This window comes from Delftia sp. DLF01, from assembly GCF_014852125.1.
Lineage (GTDB): Bacteria > Pseudomonadota > Gammaproteobacteria > Burkholderiales > Burkholderiaceae_C > Comamonas > Comamonas acidovorans.
The window spans coordinates 150,032-168,202 of record NZ_JACVAZ010000003.1 but is presented as its reverse complement, the minus strand read 5'-3'; the positions used below and the strand labels follow the sequence as shown (position 1 = coordinate 168,202).

The 18,171-nt window shown below is 64.4% G+C and carries 14 protein-coding genes; 5 read left to right on the top strand and 9 right to left on the bottom strand.

Features of this window, described 5'->3' with window-relative positions; genetic code table 11:
• Position 1: 1 nt before the first annotated feature.
• The 5 genes from prmB to dapC all read right to left on the bottom strand — a co-directional run bounded on the left by prmB (position 2) and on the right by dapC (position 5,678).
• A complete protein-coding gene (gene prmB / locus IB269_RS15985; protein WP_192367642.1) occupies positions 2–979 on the bottom strand; it encodes a 50S ribosomal protein L3 N(5)-glutamine methyltransferase in 978 nt (325 codons plus the stop codon).
• A 20-nt stretch (positions 980–999) separates the two neighbouring features.
• Positions 1,000–2,160 (bottom strand): succinyl-diaminopimelate desuccinylase, encoded by a 1,161-nt coding sequence (gene dapE / locus IB269_RS15980; RefSeq protein ID WP_192367641.1) that lies wholly within the window; start codon positions 2,158–2,160, stop codon positions 1,000–1,002.
• 86 nt (positions 2,161–2,246) lie between these two features.
• A complete protein-coding gene (locus tag IB269_RS15975; protein WP_012205449.1) occupies positions 2,247–3,416 on the bottom strand; it encodes a PilT/PilU family type 4a pilus ATPase in 1,170 nt (389 codons plus the stop codon).
• 180 nt (positions 3,417–3,596) lie between these two features.
• The gene (gene dapD / locus IB269_RS15970) at positions 3,597–4,421 is read right to left on the bottom strand and encodes a 2,3,4,5-tetrahydropyridine-2,6-dicarboxylate N-succinyltransferase (protein WP_012205450.1); all 825 of its coding nucleotides are present in this window, start codon (positions 4,419–4,421) and stop codon (positions 3,597–3,599) included.
• Positions 4,422–4,472: 51 nt separating this feature from the next.
• Complete coding sequence (gene dapC / locus IB269_RS15965; RefSeq protein ID WP_192367640.1) at positions 4,473–5,678, bottom strand: succinyldiaminopimelate transaminase; 1,206 nt, start codon at positions 5,676–5,678, stop codon at positions 4,473–4,475.
• Between the two features lie 188 nt (positions 5,679–5,866).
• Between dapC and IB269_RS15960 the strand changes: the two genes are divergently transcribed.
• Positions 5,867–7,405, top strand: a complete 1,539-nt coding sequence (locus tag IB269_RS15960; protein ID WP_192367639.1) for a methyl-accepting chemotaxis protein — start codon at positions 5,867–5,869, stop codon at positions 7,403–7,405.
• 107 nt (positions 7,406–7,512) lie between these two features.
• Here IB269_RS15960 and rsxB read toward each other — a convergent pair whose 3' ends face one another.
• The 3 genes from rsxB to dusA all read right to left on the bottom strand — a co-directional run bounded on the left by rsxB (position 7,513) and on the right by dusA (position 10,805).
• Complete coding sequence (rsxB, locus tag IB269_RS15955; protein ID WP_043821779.1) at positions 7,513–8,229, bottom strand: electron transport complex subunit RsxB; 717 nt, start codon at positions 8,227–8,229, stop codon at positions 7,513–7,515.
• A 23-nt stretch (positions 8,230–8,252) separates the two neighbouring features.
• A complete protein-coding gene (locus IB269_RS15950) occupies positions 8,253–9,626 on the bottom strand; it encodes a polyhydroxyalkanoate depolymerase (protein ID WP_043821780.1) in 1,374 nt (457 codons plus the stop codon).
• Between the two features lie 168 nt (positions 9,627–9,794).
• On the bottom strand, positions 9,795–10,805 hold the full coding sequence (gene dusA, locus IB269_RS15945) for a tRNA dihydrouridine(20/20a) synthase DusA (RefSeq protein WP_081816183.1): 1,011 nt from the start codon (positions 10,803–10,805) through the stop codon (positions 9,795–9,797).
• Between the two features lie 186 nt (positions 10,806–10,991).
• Here dusA and IB269_RS15940 point away from each other — a divergent pair, with 186 nt between their 5' ends.
• Both IB269_RS15940 and IB269_RS15935 read left to right on the top strand, forming a co-directional pair.
• A complete protein-coding gene (locus tag IB269_RS15940; RefSeq protein ID WP_192367638.1) occupies positions 10,992–11,960 on the top strand; it encodes a hypothetical protein in 969 nt (322 codons plus the stop codon).
• 323 nt (positions 11,961–12,283) lie between these two features.
• On the top strand, positions 12,284–13,789 hold the full coding sequence (locus IB269_RS15935; RefSeq protein WP_192367637.1) for a choice-of-anchor U domain-containing protein: 1,506 nt from the start codon (positions 12,284–12,286) through the stop codon (positions 13,787–13,789).
• A 643-nt stretch (positions 13,790–14,432) separates the two neighbouring features.
• Here the strand turns inward: IB269_RS15935 and IB269_RS15930 are convergent.
• Entirely contained in the window at positions 14,433–15,872 is a 1,440-nt protein-coding gene (locus IB269_RS15930) for an IPTL-CTERM sorting domain-containing protein (protein WP_192367636.1), read from the bottom strand.
• Between the two features lie 1,078 nt (positions 15,873–16,950).
• Here IB269_RS15930 and IB269_RS15925 point away from each other — a divergent pair.
• Together IB269_RS15925 and IB269_RS15920 are read left to right on the top strand one after the other, a co-directional pair.
• Complete coding sequence (locus tag IB269_RS15925; protein WP_192367635.1) at positions 16,951–17,619, top strand: hypothetical protein; 669 nt, start codon at positions 16,951–16,953, stop codon at positions 17,617–17,619.
• Entirely contained in the window at positions 17,616–18,086 is a 471-nt protein-coding gene (locus tag IB269_RS15920; protein ID WP_263864457.1) for a phage terminase large subunit, read from the top strand. Before IB269_RS15925 ends, IB269_RS15920 begins: the two co-directional genes overlap by 4 nt.
• Positions 18,087–18,171: the final 85 nt, after the last annotated feature.

Here is an 18,171-nt window from a genome sequence, read left to right as displayed (position 1 = left end):
CTCAGCCCAGGGGGCGGTAGGTGGGGCGCAGGGCCTCGATGTCGCCTTCGGTCCAGGCGCGCAGTGCCTCCTGGGTGATCAGCAGCACCTGCTCGTCGCCCGAGCTGGTGTCCAGCCAGAACACGGGCAGGTCGGGGAAGGCGGCTTCGAAGAAGTCCTTTTCATTGCCGATTTCCAGCACGACCACGCCTTCCTTGGCCAGGCGCGACGGCAGGTCCAGCAGCAGGCGGCGGATGAAGTCCATGCCGTCGGCGCCGCCGGCCAGCGCCAGTTCGGGCTCGGCCTGGTATTCGGCGGGCAGGCGCGACATGCTGTCGGCATTCACATAGGGCGGGTTGCACAGCACCAGGTCCCAGGGGCCGGGAAGGGCGGCCAGTCCGTCGCTTTCCAGCAGCTGCACGCGCTCGGCGAGTTCATGGCGGTCCACGTTGATGCGCGCCACGGCCAGCGCGTCTGCCGAGATGTCGGCGCCCGTGACCTCCACCTCGGGCCAGGCCATGGCCGCCAGGCAGGCCAGGCTGCCGTTGCCCGTGCACAGGTCCAGCACGCGGCGCGTGCGGTCGGACAGCCAGCCGTCGATGCCGCCGTCGGCCAGCAGCTCGGCAATGAAGCTGCGCGGCACGATGGCGCGCTCGTCCACGTAGAAGGGCACGCCCTGCAGCCAGGCCTCGCGCGTGAGGTAGGCGGCGGGCTTGCGCGTTCGGATGCGCTCTGCGAACAGCTCGGCCACTTCGGCCTGCTGCTGGGCGCTGACGGCCTGGTCGGCCAGGGATTCGGGCGCGCCAGGCGCCAGTTCGCTGTCCAGCGGCAGGCCCAGCTTCCACAGCGTGAGCCAGGCCGCTTCGTCTTCGGCCGTGGCCGTGCCGTGGCCAAAGGCCACGCCGGCCGCCGTGAGCGCTGCGGCCCCGGAGGCCACGAGGTCGGCGATGGTACTGCCCGAGATGGCGGGAATATTGGCAGGGGTGGGGGCGGATGTCATCGTCGGCTCCTTGGTCGCGTTCAGACGGCCTGCTGTCGCTGCAGCTCCTGGAGCGTGCAGCGGTAAATGTTCTTGATGGGCTCGATGTCGGCCACCACGATGTGCTCGTCGATCTTGTGGATGCTGGCGTTGGGCGGGCCCACCTCCACGACCTGGCTGCAGATCTGGGCGATGAAGCGGCCGTCGCTGGTGCCGCCCGTGGTGGACAGCTCGGTCTCCAGGCCGGTCTCGGCGCGGATGGCCGCCTGCACGGCGTTCACCAGCGTGCCCGGCGTGGTCAGGAAGGGCTGGCCGCCAATGGTCCAGGCCAGCTCGTACTCCAGCCCGTGGCGGTCCAGCACGGCGTGCACGCGCTGCTGCAGCGATTCGGCCGTGGACTCGGTGCAGAAGCGGAAGTTGAAGTCGATGGTCACATGGCCGGGAATGACGTTGGACGCGCCCGTGCCGCCATGCATGTTGCTGATCTGCCAGCTGGTGGGCGGGAAGAAGGCATTGCCCTCGTCCCAGCGCGTGGCGGCCAGTTCGGCCAGGGCCGGCAGGGCCTGGTGGATGGGGTTGCGCGCCAGCTGCGGGTAGGCGATGTGGCCCTGGATGCCCTTGACCGTGAGGCGCCCGCTCATGGTGCCCCGGCGGCCGTTCTTGATCATGTCGCCCGTGCGGTCCACCGATGTGGGCTCGCCGACGATGCACCAGTCCAGGCGCTCGCCGCGCTCGCGCAGCAGCTCGACCACGACCTTGGTGCCGTCCACCGAGGGGCCTTCCTCGTCGCTGGTCAGCAGCAGGGCAATGTCGAAGGAGGGAGCCGGTGTCTCGGCCAGGAATTCCTCCAGCGCCACGACGAAGGCGGCGATGGAGGTCTTCATGTCGCTGGCGCCGCGGCCGTACAGCTTGCCGTCGCGGTGCGTGGGCACGAAGGGCGGGCTGCTCCACTGCTCCAGCGGGCCGGTGGGCACCACGTCGGTATGGCCGGCAAAGACCAGCACGGGCCGGTCGGCGCCTGTCCCGGAGCGCCGGGCCCAGAGGTTGCGCACGCGAAAGCTGTCGGGGCCGCTGTCGATGCGCTCGCAGGCAAAGCCCATGGGCTGCAGGGCATCGGCCAGGAGTTCGAGGCAGCCGGCGTCTTCGGGAGTGACGGAGGGCAGGCTGATCAGCTGCTCGGTCAGTTGCAGGGTGCGGGACATGGTGGGTGGAATCAAAAAACAAAAAAGTCGGAGGGCCGGCTGCCGCCAGCGTGCTCCGACATTGTGAACGCTGCGGGGCTGGCCGATCAGTTCGGCTTGACTTCAAGCATGATTTCCGTGAACGAGGGCATGTCGTCCTCGCCGGGCGTGGCCAGTTCGGCGAACTGACTGGACGGCGCGGCATGGCTGGCCTTGACCACGTCGTTTTCCAGGCGCCACATCAGGTTGGTGGGCGAATCGGCGAAGGCCAGGGCTTCGGCGCGGTCGATGCGGCCGGAGCGGACCAGCTGCGCCAACGCCTCTTCAAAGGTCTGCGAGCCTTCGGCCATGGATTTTTCCATGGCCTCCTTGACGCCCGAGAAGTTGCCGCGCTCGATGAGGTCGGCGATCAGCTTGGTGTTGAGCATGACCTCGACGGCCGGCATGCGGCCGCCGTCCACGGTGCGCACCAGGCGCTGGGAGATCACGCCCTTGAGTGCTGCCGACAGCTCGCCCAGCATGGTGGGGCGGATTTCCTCGGGGAAGAAGGACAGGATGCGGTTGAGCGCGTGGTAGCTGTTGTTGGCGTGCAGCGTGGCCAGGCACAAATGGCCCGACTGCGCAAAGCCCATGGCCGAGGACATGGTCTCGCGGTCGCGGATTTCGCCGATCAGGATCACGTCGGGGGCCTGGCGCAGCGCATTCTTGAGCGCGATCTGCAGCGATGCCGTGTCCGAGCCCACTTCGCGCTGGTTGACGATGGAGCGCTTGTTGCGGAACTGGTATTCGATGGGGTCCTCGATGGTGAGGATGTGGCCCGTGAGCTTTTCGTTGCGCGCATCGATCATCGAGGCCAGCGTCGTGCTCTTGCCCGAGCCCGTGGAGCCCACGACCAGCAGCAGGCCGCGCTTTTGCATGATCAGCTCGCCCAGCACCGGCGGCAGGTTCAGCGTGTCCATGGCCGGAATGTGCTGGGCGATGAAGCGGATCACCACGGCGCAGCTGCCGCGCTGGTGCATGGCGCTGACGCGAAAACGCCCCACGCCGCGCAGCGGCACGCCCATGTTGAGCTCGCCCGTTTCGTCCAGCTCCTGCAGGCGCTCGGCCGGCACGATCTCGGCCAGCAGGCTGCGCGGCGCGTCGGGCGGCAGCAGCTGGTTGTTGATGGGCACGCATTCGCCGTTGATCTTGATCAGCGCCGGCGCGTTGACCGCCAGGTAGACGTCGGACGCCTGCTTCTCGCCCATCAGGCGCAAAATCCTCTCCATCGTGCCCATGTTTTCCCCCAAATTCGTGTACTGCCGCTGTTCTTGGATCGTCTGCACGCTCTTGTGACGTGAAACGGGCGTCCGCTGCCTGGTGGCCGGGGACGCCCTCGAGAGTATGCCTTGCTCCATCCCCTGAACAGGGGATGTTTTGGCGCCGCAACCACGCCTTTGGCGCGGTGCGGATGCGGATCAATCGCGCAGCAGGTCGTTCAGGCTCGTGGTGGAGCGTGTCTTGGCATCGACCTTCTTGACGATGATGGCGGCGTACATGCTGTAGCGGCCGTTGTCCTTGGGCAGGTTGCCCGACACCACCACCGAGCCGGCAGGCACGCGGCCATAGCTGGTCTCGCCGGTCGCACGGTCATAGATGGGGGTGGACTGGCCGATGTACACGCCCATGGAGATCACGGAGTTCTCTTCCACGATCACGCCTTCGACGATCTCGGATCGCGCGCCGATGAAGCAGTTGTCCTCGATGATGGTCGGGTTGGCCTGCAGCGGCTCCAGCACGCCGCCCAGGCCCACGCCGCCGGACAGGTGCACGTTCTTGCCGACCTGGGCGCAGGAGCCCACGGTGGCCCAAGTGTCGACCATGGTGCCTTCGTCCACGTAGGCGCCGATGTTCACGTAGGAGGGCATCAGGATGGCGCCCTTGGCGACGAAGCTGCCACGGCGGGCCACGGCCGGAGGCACGACGCGCACGCCGGTGGCGGCGATCTCGGCCTCGGTCATGCCGGCGAACTTGGTGGGCACCTTGTCGAAGAAGTTCAGGTCGCCGGACTGCATCAGCACGTTGTCCTTGAGGCGGAAGGACAGCAGCACGGCCTTCTTGATCCACTGGTGCACGGTCCACTGGCCCACGCCTTCGCGCGTGGCCACGCGCAGCTGGCCGTTGTTCAGGGCTTCGATCACGTGGTCCACGGCCTCGGTCACTTCCTTGGGGGCGGCAGCGGGGGAGAGGCTGGCACGGTTGTCCCAGGCGGTGTCGATGATGGATTGCAGCTGTTGCGTCATATGGCTTTGGTGATCAAAGGGTTTGTGAGGAAAGGGGAGCGCAGGGCTGTCTCAGCGCTGGCGCGATTCTATGAACTGTGCAATGCGCTGGGCGGCTTCCAGGCATTCTGCGGTCTCGGCCACCAGGGCCATGCGCACGCGTCCGGCGCCGGGGTTGCGGCCATTGGCTTCGCGCGCCAGGTAGCTGCCGGGCAGCACGGTCACGCCGGTGGCGGCATACAGCTCGCGTGCAAAGTCGGCGTCGTCCAGGCCCAGCGATTCGGGAATGCCGGCCCAGAGGTAGAAGCTCGCATCGGGCAGGCGCACATCCATCACGCGCGCCAGCACGGGCGTGACCTGGTTGAATTTTTCGCGATACAGGCGGCGGTTTTCCTCGACATGGGCCTCGTCGGCCCAGGCCGCCATGCTGGCCGTCTGCACCACGGGGCTCATGGCGCCGCCGTGGTAGGTGCGGTACAGCAGGAAGGCCTTGATCAGGGCCGCATCGCCCGCCACGAAACCGCTGCGCAGGCCGGGCACATTGCTGCGCTTGGACAGGCTGGTGAACATCAGCAGGTTTTTGTAGTTCGTGCGGCCCAGGCGCTGTGCGGCTTCCAGGCCGCCCAGGGGGGCGGTGCCGTCGAAATAGATCTCGCTGTAGCACTCGTCGCTGGCAATCACGAAGCCGTAGCGGTCGGACAGGGCAAACAGCTTTTCCCACTCGGCCAGCGGCATCACCGCGCCTGTGGGGTTGCCGGGCGAGCACACGAAGATCAGCTGGGTCTTTTCCCACACGTCGGCGGGCACGCTGTCCCAGTCCACCGCGAAGTTGCGTGCGGCGTCGCTGGGCGCGTAGTACGGCTGGGCGCCGGCCAGCAGGGTGGCGCCTTCGTAGATTTGATAGAACGGGTTGGGGCAGATCACGCGCGCGCCGTCCTGGCTGGCATCCACCACCACCTGGGTGAAGGCAAACAGTGCCTCGCGCGAGCCGTTGACGGGCAGCACCTGGGTGGCGGCGTCCAGGGCAATGCCATAGCGCTGGCGAGCCCATTGGGCGCAGGCCTCGCGCAGCGCGGGCTCGCCCGCCGTGGCGGGGTACTTGGCCAGGCCGCCGAGGTCGGCGCTCAGCGCCTGTTCGATGAACGCCGGCGTGGCATGGCGGGGCTCTCCGATGCCAAGGCTGATGGGGCGCACGCCCGCCGGTGGCTGGACCCCGGCGAACAGTTTGCGAAGACGCTCAAACGGGTAGGGCTGGAGTCGGGAGAGCAGGGGATTCATGGGCTCGCATTATGGATTGATGCGCTTTCGGCATGCCGTTGTCACAGGGGACTGCGGGTCTGCACGCTGGCTTTTTTGCATTCTGTTACCTATTCTGGCATGGTCTCGACTGGGGCCATGCCATCTCGTGTGGCGGGGCCTCGTGAACGGTGAATTCCAGATACCAATGACTAGAGAGGCAATCAGCTATGCAGGCAGGCGCTGGCATGGAAAAAGTGGGAAACAGGCATCGTAAGCATACATCCGGCCCCGGGGCCGGCTTCCTTGTATGCGCCGTGTGGGCATTGGCGGGGCCGCCGCTGGCGCTGGTGGCCGGTTCGGCGGGCTTGGGGCCCTGGGTTTGGGGAGGCATGCTGCTGTGGGCCGGACTGCTGCTGGGGGGCATGCACAGGCTCTGGTCGCGGGTGATCGGCGAGCGCGAATTGCTGCAGCAGGCCATGCAGGGCATCGCCCAGGGCGACCTGAGCCAGCGCGTGACCGTGGAGGCTGCCGCCTCGCAGGAGGGCGCCGGTGCTCTCCAGACGCCCAAGGCGCTGCTGGGAGGCATGGTCACCTCGCTGTCGGGCATGGTGGCCGATGTGCGCAGCAACGCGGCCCTGGTGGCGCAGGCCGGGCAGCAATTGGTGAACGAGCACCAGGCGCTGTCCGATCGCACCGAGCTGCAGGCCACCAACCTGGCCCAGACCGTGGTCAGCGTGGAGCAGTTGAGCAGCGCCGTGCAGCACAACGCCGATGTGGTGGGCGTGGTCCATCACCAGGCCAGCGCTGTGCGCGGCGCCGCCGATGAAGGCGTGGTGGCCATGGGCCGCGCCGTGGAGTCGGTGGAGACCATTGAGAACAGTGCCGGGCGCATGCGGGAGATCATCGGCGTGATCGACGGCATTGCTTTCCAGACCAATATCCTCGCGCTCAATGCCGCCGTTGAGGCCGCACGGGCTGGCGAGCAGGGCCGGGGCTTTGCCGTGGTGGCCAGCGAGGTGCGCTCCCTGGCCGGCCGCTCGGCGGAGGCGGCGCGCGAGATTCGCCACCTGATTGGCGATGCGCTGACCCAGGTGGAGCACAGCACCGAGTTGATCCGCACGGCCGGGCGCGGCATGGAGCGCGTGACCGAAGGCATCCGCCAGGTGGCCGAGCACATGGGCGAGCTCTCGCAATCGACCGGCAGCCAGAGCACGGGCCTGGCCGAGATCAGCCGCGCCGTGCACCAGATCGACGAGATCACCCAGCACAACGCGCAGATGGTGGGCCACGCGCTGGACCAGGCACGCGCGCTGCAGCAGCGCGCGCAGATGCTGTCAGGGGCGGTGTCGCGCTTTCGGCTGCAGCAGGGCACGGCGGAGGAAGCCGTGGCCCTGGTCGAGTCGGCCCTGGGCCTGGCGCGGCGCGGCGTGGCCACCGAGGCACTGCTGGCCGCCGTGAGCGACCCCGGCCAGCCCTTCCATGACCGTGACATGTACGTGTTCGCCCTGGCCGCCGACGGCAGCTACCGCGCCTTCGGCGGCAACCCTGCGCGTGTGGGCGTGCGCGTGCAGGAGCTGCCAGGCGTGCGGGGTGAGCAGCTGCTGGCCGACATCATTGCCCAGGCCGAGCGCGGCCCAGGCTGGGTGGAGTACGACTTCAGAAACCCTGCCACGCAACAGGTACAGACCAAGATGTCCTTCGTCTGCAAGCATGGCGGGCTGTACTGGGGTTGCGGTGTCTACAAGAGCCTGGCGCTGGCTGCGTAGGCCTGCCACGGCCCGCGTGGGTGCCTGTGCGGTCTATGGCCATTTATGGGCATCCATAGGCCTGTACTGGCGGGTGTAGGCGGGTCTCGCTGCCCGCCCACATCCACTCAATGCCCGTTGGGCGTTGAGGCGCCACCCGCACGCTGGGCGCGTGCGCGGGCCAGGATGGCTGCGATGGTGGCTTGCTTGCTGTCGGTCGCCAGCGGGGGCGCCGGGCAGGGCGTGGAAGGGCTGGCGTCGTCGGCCATTTCCTGCTCACCCAATGCAAGAGGCATCTGCGCCCGGGCGGCACCCAGGCGCTCGCGCTCCTGTTCACGCTCTCGGCGCAGCACATAGCGCTGTCGCGCATGCTCGGCCTGCTGGGGGCTCCAGGCAGACCAGCCTGTGGCCGGGCCGCTGGCGTTGTGCAGCTCGATGCAGTCCACGGGACAGACGGGGATGCACAGCTCGCAGCCCGTGCAGTGGGCGGCGATCACCGTATGCATGAACTTGTTGGCGCCCAGGATGGCATCCGTGGGGCAGGCCTTGATGCAAAGGGTGCAACCGATGCACCAGGCCTCGTCGATCACGGCCACGGTGCGCGGGGCTTCCGTGCCGTGCTCGGCGCTCAGTGGGACAGCGGGCCGGCCCGTCAGTGCAGCCAGCCTCTCCACTCCCGCAGCGCCCCCGGGGGGGCACTGGTTGATGCCGGCCTCGCCCGAGGCCACGGCCTGGGCATAGCTGGCGCAGTCGGGGTAGCCGCAACGCGTGCACTGCGTCTGCGGCAGCGCCGCGTCTATGCGTGCTGCCAGATCGTCGCGGGCAAGGATTGCGAAGGCGGACATGGCGTGCCGGGCTTGCTCGGTGCTCAGCCTGCCTGCACCTTGGCACCGCGCTTGCGCGGCTGCTCGGTGGCCGAGGGCGCGTCATCGCTCAGGCTGCTGGTGTGACCTGCCGCGCTGGCGGCCGTGGCGCTTTCGGGCTGGTGGGCACTGATGAATTCGCGCACCTGCGGGTAGACGATCTCTCTCCAGCGCCTGCCGCTGAAAATTCCGTAGTGTCCGGCGCCCGGCACTTCAAGGTGCTTGCGCTGCTCTGCCGCGATGCCCGTGCACAGATCGTGCGCTGCGCGCGTCTGGCCCGAGCCGGAGATGTCGTCCAGCTCGCCTTCGACGGTCAGCAGGGCGCTGCCCTTGATGTCCTGCGGGCGCACCAGCTCGGCCTGGCCTTCGGGCGAACGCACTTCCCAGGTGCCATGGACCAGCTTGTAGTCCTGGAACACCGTGGCGATGGTCTCGAGGTAGTAGTCGGCATCCATGTCGAGCACGGCGTTGTACTCGTCATAGAACTTGCGGTGATGCTCGGCGCTGGCGTCGTCACCCTTGATCAGATCCTTGAAGTAGTCGTAGTGGCTATTGGCGTGGCGGTCCGGATTCATGGCCACGAAGCCCGAGTACTGCAGGAAGCCCGGGTACACGCGGCGGCCTACGCCCGGATAGCCTTCGGGCACGCGGTAGATCACATTGTTCTCGAACCACTCGAAGCTGCGGTTCTGCGCCAGGTTGTTCACCGAGGTCGGCGAGCGGCGTGCGTCGATGGGGCCGCCCATCATGGTCATGGACAGCGGAGGCGTCTCGCCACGGCTGGCCATCAGCGACACGGCAGCCAGCACCGGCACCGTGGGCTGGCACACGCTGACCACGTGGCACTGGCCGTACTTGCCCTGCAGGTAGCGGATGAACTCCTGCACATAGTTCACGTAGTCGTCGAGGTGGAACTCGCCATCGGCCAGGGGCACCAGGCGGGCGTTCTTCCAGTCGGTGATGTAGACCTTGTGGCCTCCCAGCATGCTTTGCACCGTATCGCGCAGCAGCGTGGCGTAGTGGCCCGACAGCGGCGCCACGATCAGCACCACGGGCTGGCTCAGCATGGTCTGCAGCGTATCGGTGTCGTCGGAGAAGCGCTTGAAGCGGCGCAGCTCGCAAAACGGCTTGTCCACTTCGACGCGCTCGCGGATGGTCACGTCAACGCCGCCCACATCCACACTGTGCAGGTTGAATTCGGGCTTCTCGTAATCCTTGCCAAGGCGGTAGAACAGATCGAACCCGGCGGCCATGCGCTGGGACATCGGACCTTGGCTCAGCAACGAGTGGGGGTTGCTGTAGAGCTTGGCTGCAGCTTGCGCGAAATCGGCAAAGGGCTCGACCATGGCGCGCTGGATTTCGTAGAGCTGATAGAGCATGGATACAAGGGGTTGTTTGGATATGTTGCAGTGCAATATATCAGCAGCAAGCTAAGAAAATTGGTAGTAAAACCCCTTTGATGCTGTCGCGTAAGTGATAGTTTTTACCGATAGGCCTGCGCGAGCGGCCGCCTCAGCCCTGGCCATCGTGCAAAGCAGTCCCCCGCGCTAGGCGGCAAGCGCCGCCTCGGCCGGTTTGGTGCGCGCAAGCCGCATCACCTCTGAAGGCGGCAATTGCTTGAGCTGGTGATTGCTCCACACCTGGCGCCAGCGGCGCGCCCCCGCCAGCCCGTTGCGCAACCCCAACATATGCCGCGCGATGGAGTACCAGTGCGTGCCATGCGTGCGCGCCTCGCGCTCCATATACGCCACCATCTGCTCCTCGATGGACTCGCGTGTGTGCTCCACGCTCGCATCGCCGTAGTACAGCGCATCCCACGAGGCCAGCCACCAGGGGTTGTGATAGGCCTCGCGGCCCACCATCACGCCATCGACCTGCTGCAGCAGTTCCTGCACCGTGGCATCGGCCTTGATGCCGCCGTTGATGGCAATGGTCAGTTCCGGAAAATCCTGCTTGAGCCGGGCCACGATCTCGTAGCGCAGCGGCGGGATCTCGCGGTTTTCCTTGGGCGACAGGCCCTTGAGCCAGGCATTACGCGCGTGAACGATGAACACGCGGCAGCCCGCATCCGCCACCGTGCCCACGAAATCGCGCACGAACTCGTAGCTCTCATCCTTGTCGATGCCAATGCGGTGCTTCACCGTGACGGGCACATCCACCACATCCACCATCGCCTTCACGCAATCGGCCACCAGCGGGGCCTCATTCATCAGGCAGGCGCCAAACGCGCCGCGCTGCACCCGCTCGCTGGGGCAGCCGCAATTGAGGTTGATCTCGTCATACCCCCACTGCGCCCCCAGCCGCGCGGCCTGCGCCAGATCGGAAGGCTCGCTGCCACCGAGCTGCAGCGCCACCGGATGCTCCTCGGCCTCGAACCGCAGATGCCGCGGCACATCACCGTGCAGCAAGGCGCCCGTCGTCACCATCTCTGTGTAGAGCAAGGTGTGGCGGCTCAGAAGCCGGTGCAGGTAGCGGCAGTGCTTGTCGGTCCAGTCCATCATGGGCGCAACGGACATGCGCCACATGCTGGCAGGTGCTTGATTTTCTACGTTTGTCATTGATCTGATTGGGTTTTTTGCTCTGGCGTCGTTGCCTGATTCTTCGCCATTCAACCCCGTTTTTGCTGATTTTCTCGCTGGCTTTGCTACATCCTTCACCTGTAGCAAAACAGATGGGAGCAGCACTTCACGCAAGCGTGCACACGGCTTGCTTGCTCGCTTGCCTGCACCGCACAGATCCGGCTGATGGAGAACGGCACGTTTGTCCACCGCGAAAGCCAGACCTACCGTCGGAAAGTGCAGGCCAACGAGTGGCTGCGCAGGCGCGAGTACGAAATGGACCAGGAGCGCGCTTCCGGCCAGGCTGTGCACAAGAAAATTTCAGTGGGGGAGCCACTGCGGGATTATGTCAGTGCGGCCGAAAACGTGACTGAGTGGGGCCGTAGCAAAAAGGCCGACATCGCGCGGCTGCAGGCCTCTGGCCTGGCCGAACTTCAGGCCACCAAGCTCACGGTGCAGGACCTGATGGGCTACGCCAAGAAGCGGCGCACGGAAGACGAGGCCGGCCCCGCCACCGTGCTCAATGACATGGTGTGGCTGCGCCAGGTCTTCCTGCATGCTTCGGCCGCGCGCGGCATCGATGCACCGCTGCAGGTGCTGGACCGCGCCAAGTCCGAACTGCTGCGCACGCGCGTGATCGCCAAGCCGGCTCAGCGCTCGCGCCGGCTGCTGCCTGAAGAAGAGGCCAGGCTGCTGGAGCACTTCGCCAGCCGCGACGGCCGGGCGTCATCCACGGGAAGGGGGAGCGCAGGAAGGCCGACGACCACTACAGCGCCTGGTGCTGCGCCGCCTGCCATTCCTGGCTGGACCAAGGGCCTGCGCCCGCCGCACGCAAGGAAGCCACGTTCATGGCCGCGCATCTGCGCCAGGTCCTGGCATGGCGCGCGCTGGCCTACGCCCCGAATATCGATGCCCGCGACCGAGCCGCTGTGCTGTGGGCGCTGGGCCTGCTCAACGCCACGCCGATTCTGGATTTTTGAAAGAGGACCATCTTGGAAACCAAGGCCGCGCACACGAACCGCGACGACACGCAAAAAGAAGAAGGTGGCACCGCTTGACCTGCATGGACTGGATGGCTGGCCAACTGGGGGGCTGGCACGAGGAGGGGGCGCGGCACAACAACCCGCGTCCTGCGGGCAGGATCCGCCCGGGTAGTGGCACGGACGTGCTGCTGCGGTTTGGGCACTGGGATACTTGGTTCGTAATGGCTTGGTCGAGAGCAGGCTTACGGAGTTGCCCGTGCGCAAGCAGGTACTTCGGTATCGGCTGAGAACGACCACGAGCACTGACGGTCTTACTCACCGCGCGAGGTGAATTCAGAGTGTCCCGAATGTTGGAAAAATGAGAGCTATTTCGGGGGCCAGAACGCGAGCAGATAACATTGCATCCTTTTGCAACAATTTTGACAAGCTATGGCCTTGGGGCATGGTGTGGGGCAAATTTCCCCGCTCTCCAGTTTCATTGGCGCAGGAGTGACAATGTTTGATCCACGCTGGGTATTAGTTCTTGCGAGCGCCATCACAACGTCGGCCGCTTGGGCTGCTCCCATAGCACTCTACGACGGTAGCGATGTTCCCAACGAGCAAGGTTGGGACCGAAGCAACATCGGTGGCTCGGTCATAGTTGGAGGGGGCACCACGCAGTTTGTGACAACGACGGCCCCGGGCGGGCGATCCGGCGAGCAAAACTTGTATCGATACGGCGTGAATACCTCTAATTTTATAGCCTCTATTCGATTAAATGCGATTTCCGTTTCTCGGCACAATACGCTAGATGCGGGGTTAATGTTTAGCGTTTCTAACAGTTTTTTATTTCCATTTGGTAACTCTGCTGACCGTAGCGCTATGCTTTACATAGATGCTAACGCTATAGGGTGGGGGGACGACACGGGAAGCGTAGCCTTCAATACGAGCGGTTTTCACGAGTACGCCATTCGTTATCTTAATGGGCAGGCAAATGTTTATATCGATGCATCCTATGCCGATATTATTTCGGGAGCGGCGACCCCTGTTTTGGTCCGCGGGATCGTGGGAGCAAGCGGAAACAATGGTGCGATTGCGTTTGGTGATCAGTCAAATGATTCGAACGTAGATTCCAACTATGTGGTAGATTACGTCAATTTCCAAAACCTGAATTTTCCAGAATCTCCAGCAAGTATATCGGCTGAGAGTGGTGATGGCTCCGCGCGAGTTTACTTTACGCCGCCGACCTTCAACGGCATCAGTGCTGTCACCCGTTATGACGTGATTGCTATTGCCCCTGACGATTCTACAGCCGGCAGCTGCATACCCACGCCAGCGCTGCCTGCGGGCAATCAAACAGCAAGCTGCGTTATCTCCGGTCTGACCAACGGCACGTCCTACACTTTTAGCGTTACTGCGACCAACGCATCAGGAACAGGGCCGGCAGCCACCACCACGACGCAACCTCAATTACTGGCCACGGCTACCCCTTTGGCTTTACCAGGCGGTGGAAACGCAAATGTGATCATCAGCGGCAATCCGCCCGGTTGTGCCCTAAGCGCCGCTCCAACGTTGTCGCCTGCCAACCTTGCTGGTGCTCCCAATCAATCCACGGCGCCCCTGAATGCTCTGCGCTTCACCACCACTGCCTGCCCGGGCGCCACTTTGTCCGTAAAAATTGATTATCCCTCAGGCAGCCTGACAGGCCTTACGCCCTATAAGTTTGGACCGAAGAGCACAGGCGCTGCACCAACTTGGTTTCCGTATGGCAGTATTTCTGGTGATAGCGTGACTTATACCGTAGTAGACGACGGCATAGGCGACAGCAATACGGTTGTGGCAGGGGTAATTGAGGATCCGTTCGCGCCTCTTGCGTTGGCTGCAGTCCCTCCTGTTGGTACGACTGCAGCAGTGCCTGGTTTGGGGCCTTGGGGCGTGGCGCTTTTGTCATGTCTGGTGCCGTTGTTTTTGGGCTTCAGGACGAGTCAAAAGCGGGCCAAAGGATACCTTCGCTGGAATTGATGACGTCCGGTGTGTCCGGCGCGGGGGCTCTTCTTGTCTGCGCGACCGGTGATGTCCGAAGCCTGCCAGCTTCGGGGAGAAGAGCAAGGAACAGAAGCAGGCCCCTCAGTGGGAGCGCATCGGCCTGGATTACCGGGCCGGCATCAAGATGCCTGAGGCAGATCGCGACGGATGAGAGCATCAGCGAGCGGGTGATCCGCAAGCGTGCCAAGGGTGACGACTGGAGCCGAGGCTGGTCGGAGCGCAACCTGGAGAAACGAGAAGGTGGCTCCGCTAGAACTGCGGGGACTGAATGGCTGGCCAGCTGGAGGGCCGGCAGGAGGAGGGGTGCGGCACAACGACCCGCCTCCTGCGGGCGCCATCCGCCCGCGCAGTGGCACCGACGTGCTGCTGCGGTTTCTACGCCAGGCCCCCGGGCGCTGGTTCTTCCATTCCGAGCTGGTCCTGGCCCTGGGCCGCAGCAATGGAGAGATCGATTGGGCACTGCTGTACCGGGTGCGTGAGGGGCAGGTGGAAAGCCGGCTCACCGAGCTGCCGACACGCAAGCCGTGCTTCGTTATCGTCTGGCAGCCATGGACCTTTGACGATACTCAGAAGCAAACAAGGCCCGCACATGCGGGCCTTGTTTCATTGGCGTGGCTTATCAACGCTGGCGGCGCATACGTCGCAGTCCGAACATCGCCAGGAGAACCGACATCATGAAGATGCCCCACTGCGACAGGGTGGGAATGCCCACTGGACCGGTCGCCGGCAGCGCGAACAAAGTAAATGGGTCTTCAATCGCCCCTGGCGTGGTGATGTTGTTGTCGCCCGTTCCATTGTCCGTAACCTCGTAGACCACGGAATCGCCAGTGACTGTGCCGTACGGAAACCATTTAGCGCTTTCCCCTGGCTGAGGTGGTCCAAACTTGTATGGTTTGACGCTTCCCAGGCTGCCAGCCGGGTAGACCGCTTTCACTTTCAGCGTGCTGCCGGTGCAGCCACTGGCGGCGAAACGCAGTACCCCAAGTGGCGGTGCAGTCTGTACTGGCGCACCGGGCGGAACGCTGCCGTCGATGGTGATGGGTCCATTCAAGTCGCAGCCCGGTGGATTGCCGCTGATGGTGACCATGACCGAGCCGCTACCGCCTGGTAGCGACACTGGCGCATTTGCAAGTGCCCTTGGCGTGGCGCTGACAACTGCCGGGGCGCCCGCATTGACGGCGTTGCGCGCGCGCACCTCGAAGCTGACGGCCGTGCCATTGGCCAAGCCCGAAACACTGCAGGGTGAGGCGGTGCACGCGGTGGGAGCGCCGTTTGCCGTTACCTCGTACCTGGTAATGGCGCTGCCGCCGTCGCTAGATGGGGGAGTCCAGACGATACGGACACTGCCGTCGCCCGGCGTGGCGCTGACATTTTGGGGTGCGCTTGGTACGCCTGCGACCACTGAAATAGTCAGCGTCGCCTGTGGAGCGGGTAGATGTGAGGCGTCGCCAGCTTGGTTAGCTGTCAGTGTGCAGTTGTTGGTGCCCGGCGCCACTCCAGTGACTTGATTGCCGGAGACAAGGCATGTACTGGGCGTACTGGAACCGAACACCACGGGGGCGCCTGAGGTACCCCCAGTAGCGTTGATTGTGCTGCTTGTCCCAATAGAAACGATGGGCGATGCACCCCAAACGATTGACTGAGTCAGCTTGGGAGTGCTGAACGACTGCGTGCTGCTTTGCGCGGTGCCTCCTGAATTTACGGCATAGGCGCGGAAGTAGTAAGTTGCGCCTGGAGTCAGGTTCGTTAGGCTCGCATTTACGGGAGTAGCACCTGCCGCGACTGTAATCGTGCCAGGCGTAGCTGTTGCCAGCACGCCGCCATCGCTGTTTACAGATTGTTGATCGGTGCCAAAGCGGAAGTAGGCTGCACTCACATCAGCCCCTTGTGCGCTCACGCCAGCGTTCAACGTAGCCGCAGTGGTCGTCACGTTATCGGCCGAAGGGTTAGCGATAGTGGGTGGCGCGATGTAGAGCAATACGCGCGGTACACCATCGCCCAGGCTTAGGGTTCCATCCAAAGGCACAAGATTGGAGCCGCCGCCGCCGCCAGCAAACATGCCGCCGCCTCCGCCGCCGGCGTATCCACCGCCCCCACCGCCGCCAGCTGGGGCACGTATTGACATTGAGCCACCGCCCTGGCCACCGCCGAAGTTCTGTGGCAGGTTGCTGTTTGTGACTCCTCCGGCCGTGCCGCCATTCCCGCCAGCTTGGCCGAAGCCTCCGCCTCCGCCTCCGCCTGCGCCATAACTCACACTCTCTCCAGTGAGGCCTGGTGCGCCCATGTCACCGCCAGATCCCCCTGCGCCGTAGGCTCCTGGAGCACCGGTGGCTCCTCCCGATCCGCCTATGGATCCGGATCCCGCGTTGCCCCCATATTGGCTCGGCGTCCCTATACCTGGGCTGCCTGCGTCGCCACCGGGCGTGAAGCCATTACCACGGCCGCCACCGCCCCCTCCACCGGCTGCAATGACCAAAGGCCCCTGGGTCGCGCTAATTGAAGAAATTGCCGAGTAGCCCCCGCCGCCGCCGCCTTCAGGCGAGATGTCATTGCCGTCCGCGCCGTTGTTGCCCGAGCTCATGTAGAGAATCTGGCCCGGCGTGACTGAAAGCGTACCCGTGATGCGCGCACCTCGCCCTCCAGGGCTTGTGCTTATGCCGACGTCCCATACTCCGCTCCTCCCGCCGTTGCCACCAACAACTTCGTAGGTCAGGGCATACACGCCTGGAGGCACGATGCATGTGGCCGATTGGCCTGCGCTGGAACTGCAAACCTGTGCCATAGCGTGATGGGATGCGACGGATCCCAGTGCGCCCACGAGCAAGGGCAACCACCAATGCTTTTGCTTAATGGTCCTGTCATCCGGAATTCCGGGCAGCAGACTTCCAGCGGTTTTCGCAGGTTCCCTGATAGATTTATGAGCCCCTCTCAAGGCGGGCCAGCGTGTCGTCAGCATGCTTTTTTTTCCACGGTTGCTTTGTTATGCGAACATTAAATTACAACTGTATCGAGCTGGCTTGTGTCTGTCCTCTTCTTTGATTCTTGATCTGCTGTTTTGTAGTTTTTAAGGCGTGAACCTCAATTGACCGTTGCCAGTGTCCTGCTGGCCTCGTCCCAAGCCTGCCAGCTTCGGGAGGATGAGCAAGGAACACAAGCAGGCGCCGCAGTGGGAGCGCATCGAGCTGGATTACAGGGCCGGCATCAAAAGCCTTCGGCAGATCGCAGCAGAGCAGGGCATCAGCGAGGGGGCGATCCGCAAGCGAGCCAAGCGTGACGACTGGAGCCGGGATCTCTCGGAGCGCATCCAGGAGAAGGCCGAGCAACTGGTACGCAAGGAGGCGGTACGCAGCGAGGTACGCGCGGAGCGTACTGCGTCCGAACGTGAAGTGGTGGACGCGAATGCGCAGGCTTTGGCCACCATCAGGCTGGCGCACAGACGGGACATCCAGAGGGCGCGCAAGATCACCAATGCGCTGCTGGATGAGCTGGAGCAGATGGCGGACGCGGACACGGTGGCCTACCTGCAGGAGCTGGGCGAGATGCTGCGCTCGCCGGACGACAACGGCATGGACAAGCTGAACGACCTCTACCAGAAGGTCATCAGCCTGCCGGAGCGCTCCAAGACCATGAAGGTGCTGGCCGAGAGCCTGCGCATCGTGGTGGACATGGAACGCCAGGCCTTTGGCATGAACGACAAGGACGCGGGCAAGGGGCCGAACGGCGGCGGCAACGTGGGCCACTTCGAGCTGCACTTCATGGATGCGCCAGCGCGTGAGCACGATCCGCGCGACGGGGAGGGCGCATGAACTTGCTGTCCGCCAGCATGCAGGCCGCGCACCTGGCCGGCGAGGGCCCGGAACCAGATTTCGCCGAGGACTACGAGGTAGACCGCTCGCGCGTTCGTGTCGAGTTCCCCGCGAAGCTGCGCGGCCTGTTCCAGCCCAAGCACTTCAAGGTCACTTACGGCGGGCGCGGCGGGGCCGAGTCCTGGTCTGTGGCCATGGCCCTGCTGGTGATGGGCAGCAACCGCCCCCTGCGCATCCTGTGCGCGCGCGAGATCCAGAAGTCCATGCGGGACTCGGTGCACCGCCTGCTGTCCGACCAGATCGCGGCGTTGGACCTCCGCAAGTTCCGCCGCAGCGTGCAGGCTAGCGACGCACCGAACAAGCGCGATCAGGTCAAGGGGATCAATCAGGAGATTGAGGTTTCCATGCATCTGTTGAATGAGGAGGTGCACCTAAAGCTGGAAAAAGCAAAAACCCAGCGCCCATGACAACAAAAACGCGAACGAGTTCTTGATCGAAGATTTCAATTAGTTGCATATTGTTTCAGCTGACAATGCTTGACACTTTTGGCGC

What these genes read in the sequence shown, in the direction of transcription:
- IB269_RS15920 (WP_263864457.1), top strand. Translation starts at nt 17,616, where the DNA reads ATGAACTTGCTGTCCGCCAGCATGCAGGCCGCGCACCTGGCCGGCGAG.
- rsxB (WP_043821779.1), bottom strand. Translation starts at nt 8,229, where the DNA reads ATGTCCGCCTTCGCAATCCTTGCCCGCGACGATCTGGCAGCACGCATA.
- IB269_RS15930 (WP_192367636.1), bottom strand. Translation starts at nt 15,872, where the DNA reads ATGTTTGCTGGCGGCGGCGGCGGCTCCAATCTTGTGCCTTTGGATGGA.
- dusA (WP_081816183.1), bottom strand. Translation starts at nt 10,805, where the DNA reads ATGACAAACGTAGAAAATCAAGCACCTGCCAGCATGTGGCGCATGTCC.
- IB269_RS15925 (WP_192367635.1), top strand. Translation starts at nt 16,951, where the DNA reads ATGAGCAAGGAACACAAGCAGGCGCCGCAGTGGGAGCGCATCGAGCTG.
- dapC (WP_192367640.1), bottom strand. Translation starts at nt 5,678, where the DNA reads ATGAATCCCCTGCTCTCCCGACTCCAGCCCTACCCGTTTGAGCGTCTT.
- IB269_RS15960 (WP_192367639.1), top strand. Translation starts at nt 5,867, where the DNA reads ATGCAGGCAGGCGCTGGCATGGAAAAAGTGGGAAACAGGCATCGTAAG.
- IB269_RS15940 (WP_192367638.1), top strand. Translation starts at nt 10,992, where the DNA reads ATGGAGAACGGCACGTTTGTCCACCGCGAAAGCCAGACCTACCGTCGG.
- dapE (WP_192367641.1), bottom strand. Translation starts at nt 2,160, where the DNA reads ATGTCCCGCACCCTGCAACTGACCGAGCAGCTGATCAGCCTGCCCTCC.
- prmB (WP_192367642.1), bottom strand. Translation starts at nt 979, where the DNA reads ATGACATCCGCCCCCACCCCTGCCAATATTCCCGCCATCTCGGGCAGT.
- IB269_RS15975 (WP_012205449.1), bottom strand. Translation starts at nt 3,416, where the DNA reads ATGGGCACGATGGAGAGGATTTTGCGCCTGATGGGCGAGAAGCAGGCG.
- IB269_RS15935 (WP_192367637.1), top strand. Translation starts at nt 12,284, where the DNA reads ATGTTTGATCCACGCTGGGTATTAGTTCTTGCGAGCGCCATCACAACG.
- dapD (WP_012205450.1), bottom strand. Translation starts at nt 4,421, where the DNA reads ATGACGCAACAGCTGCAATCCATCATCGACACCGCCTGGGACAACCGT.
- IB269_RS15950 (WP_043821780.1), bottom strand. Translation starts at nt 9,626, where the DNA reads ATGCTCTATCAGCTCTACGAAATCCAGCGCGCCATGGTCGAGCCCTTT.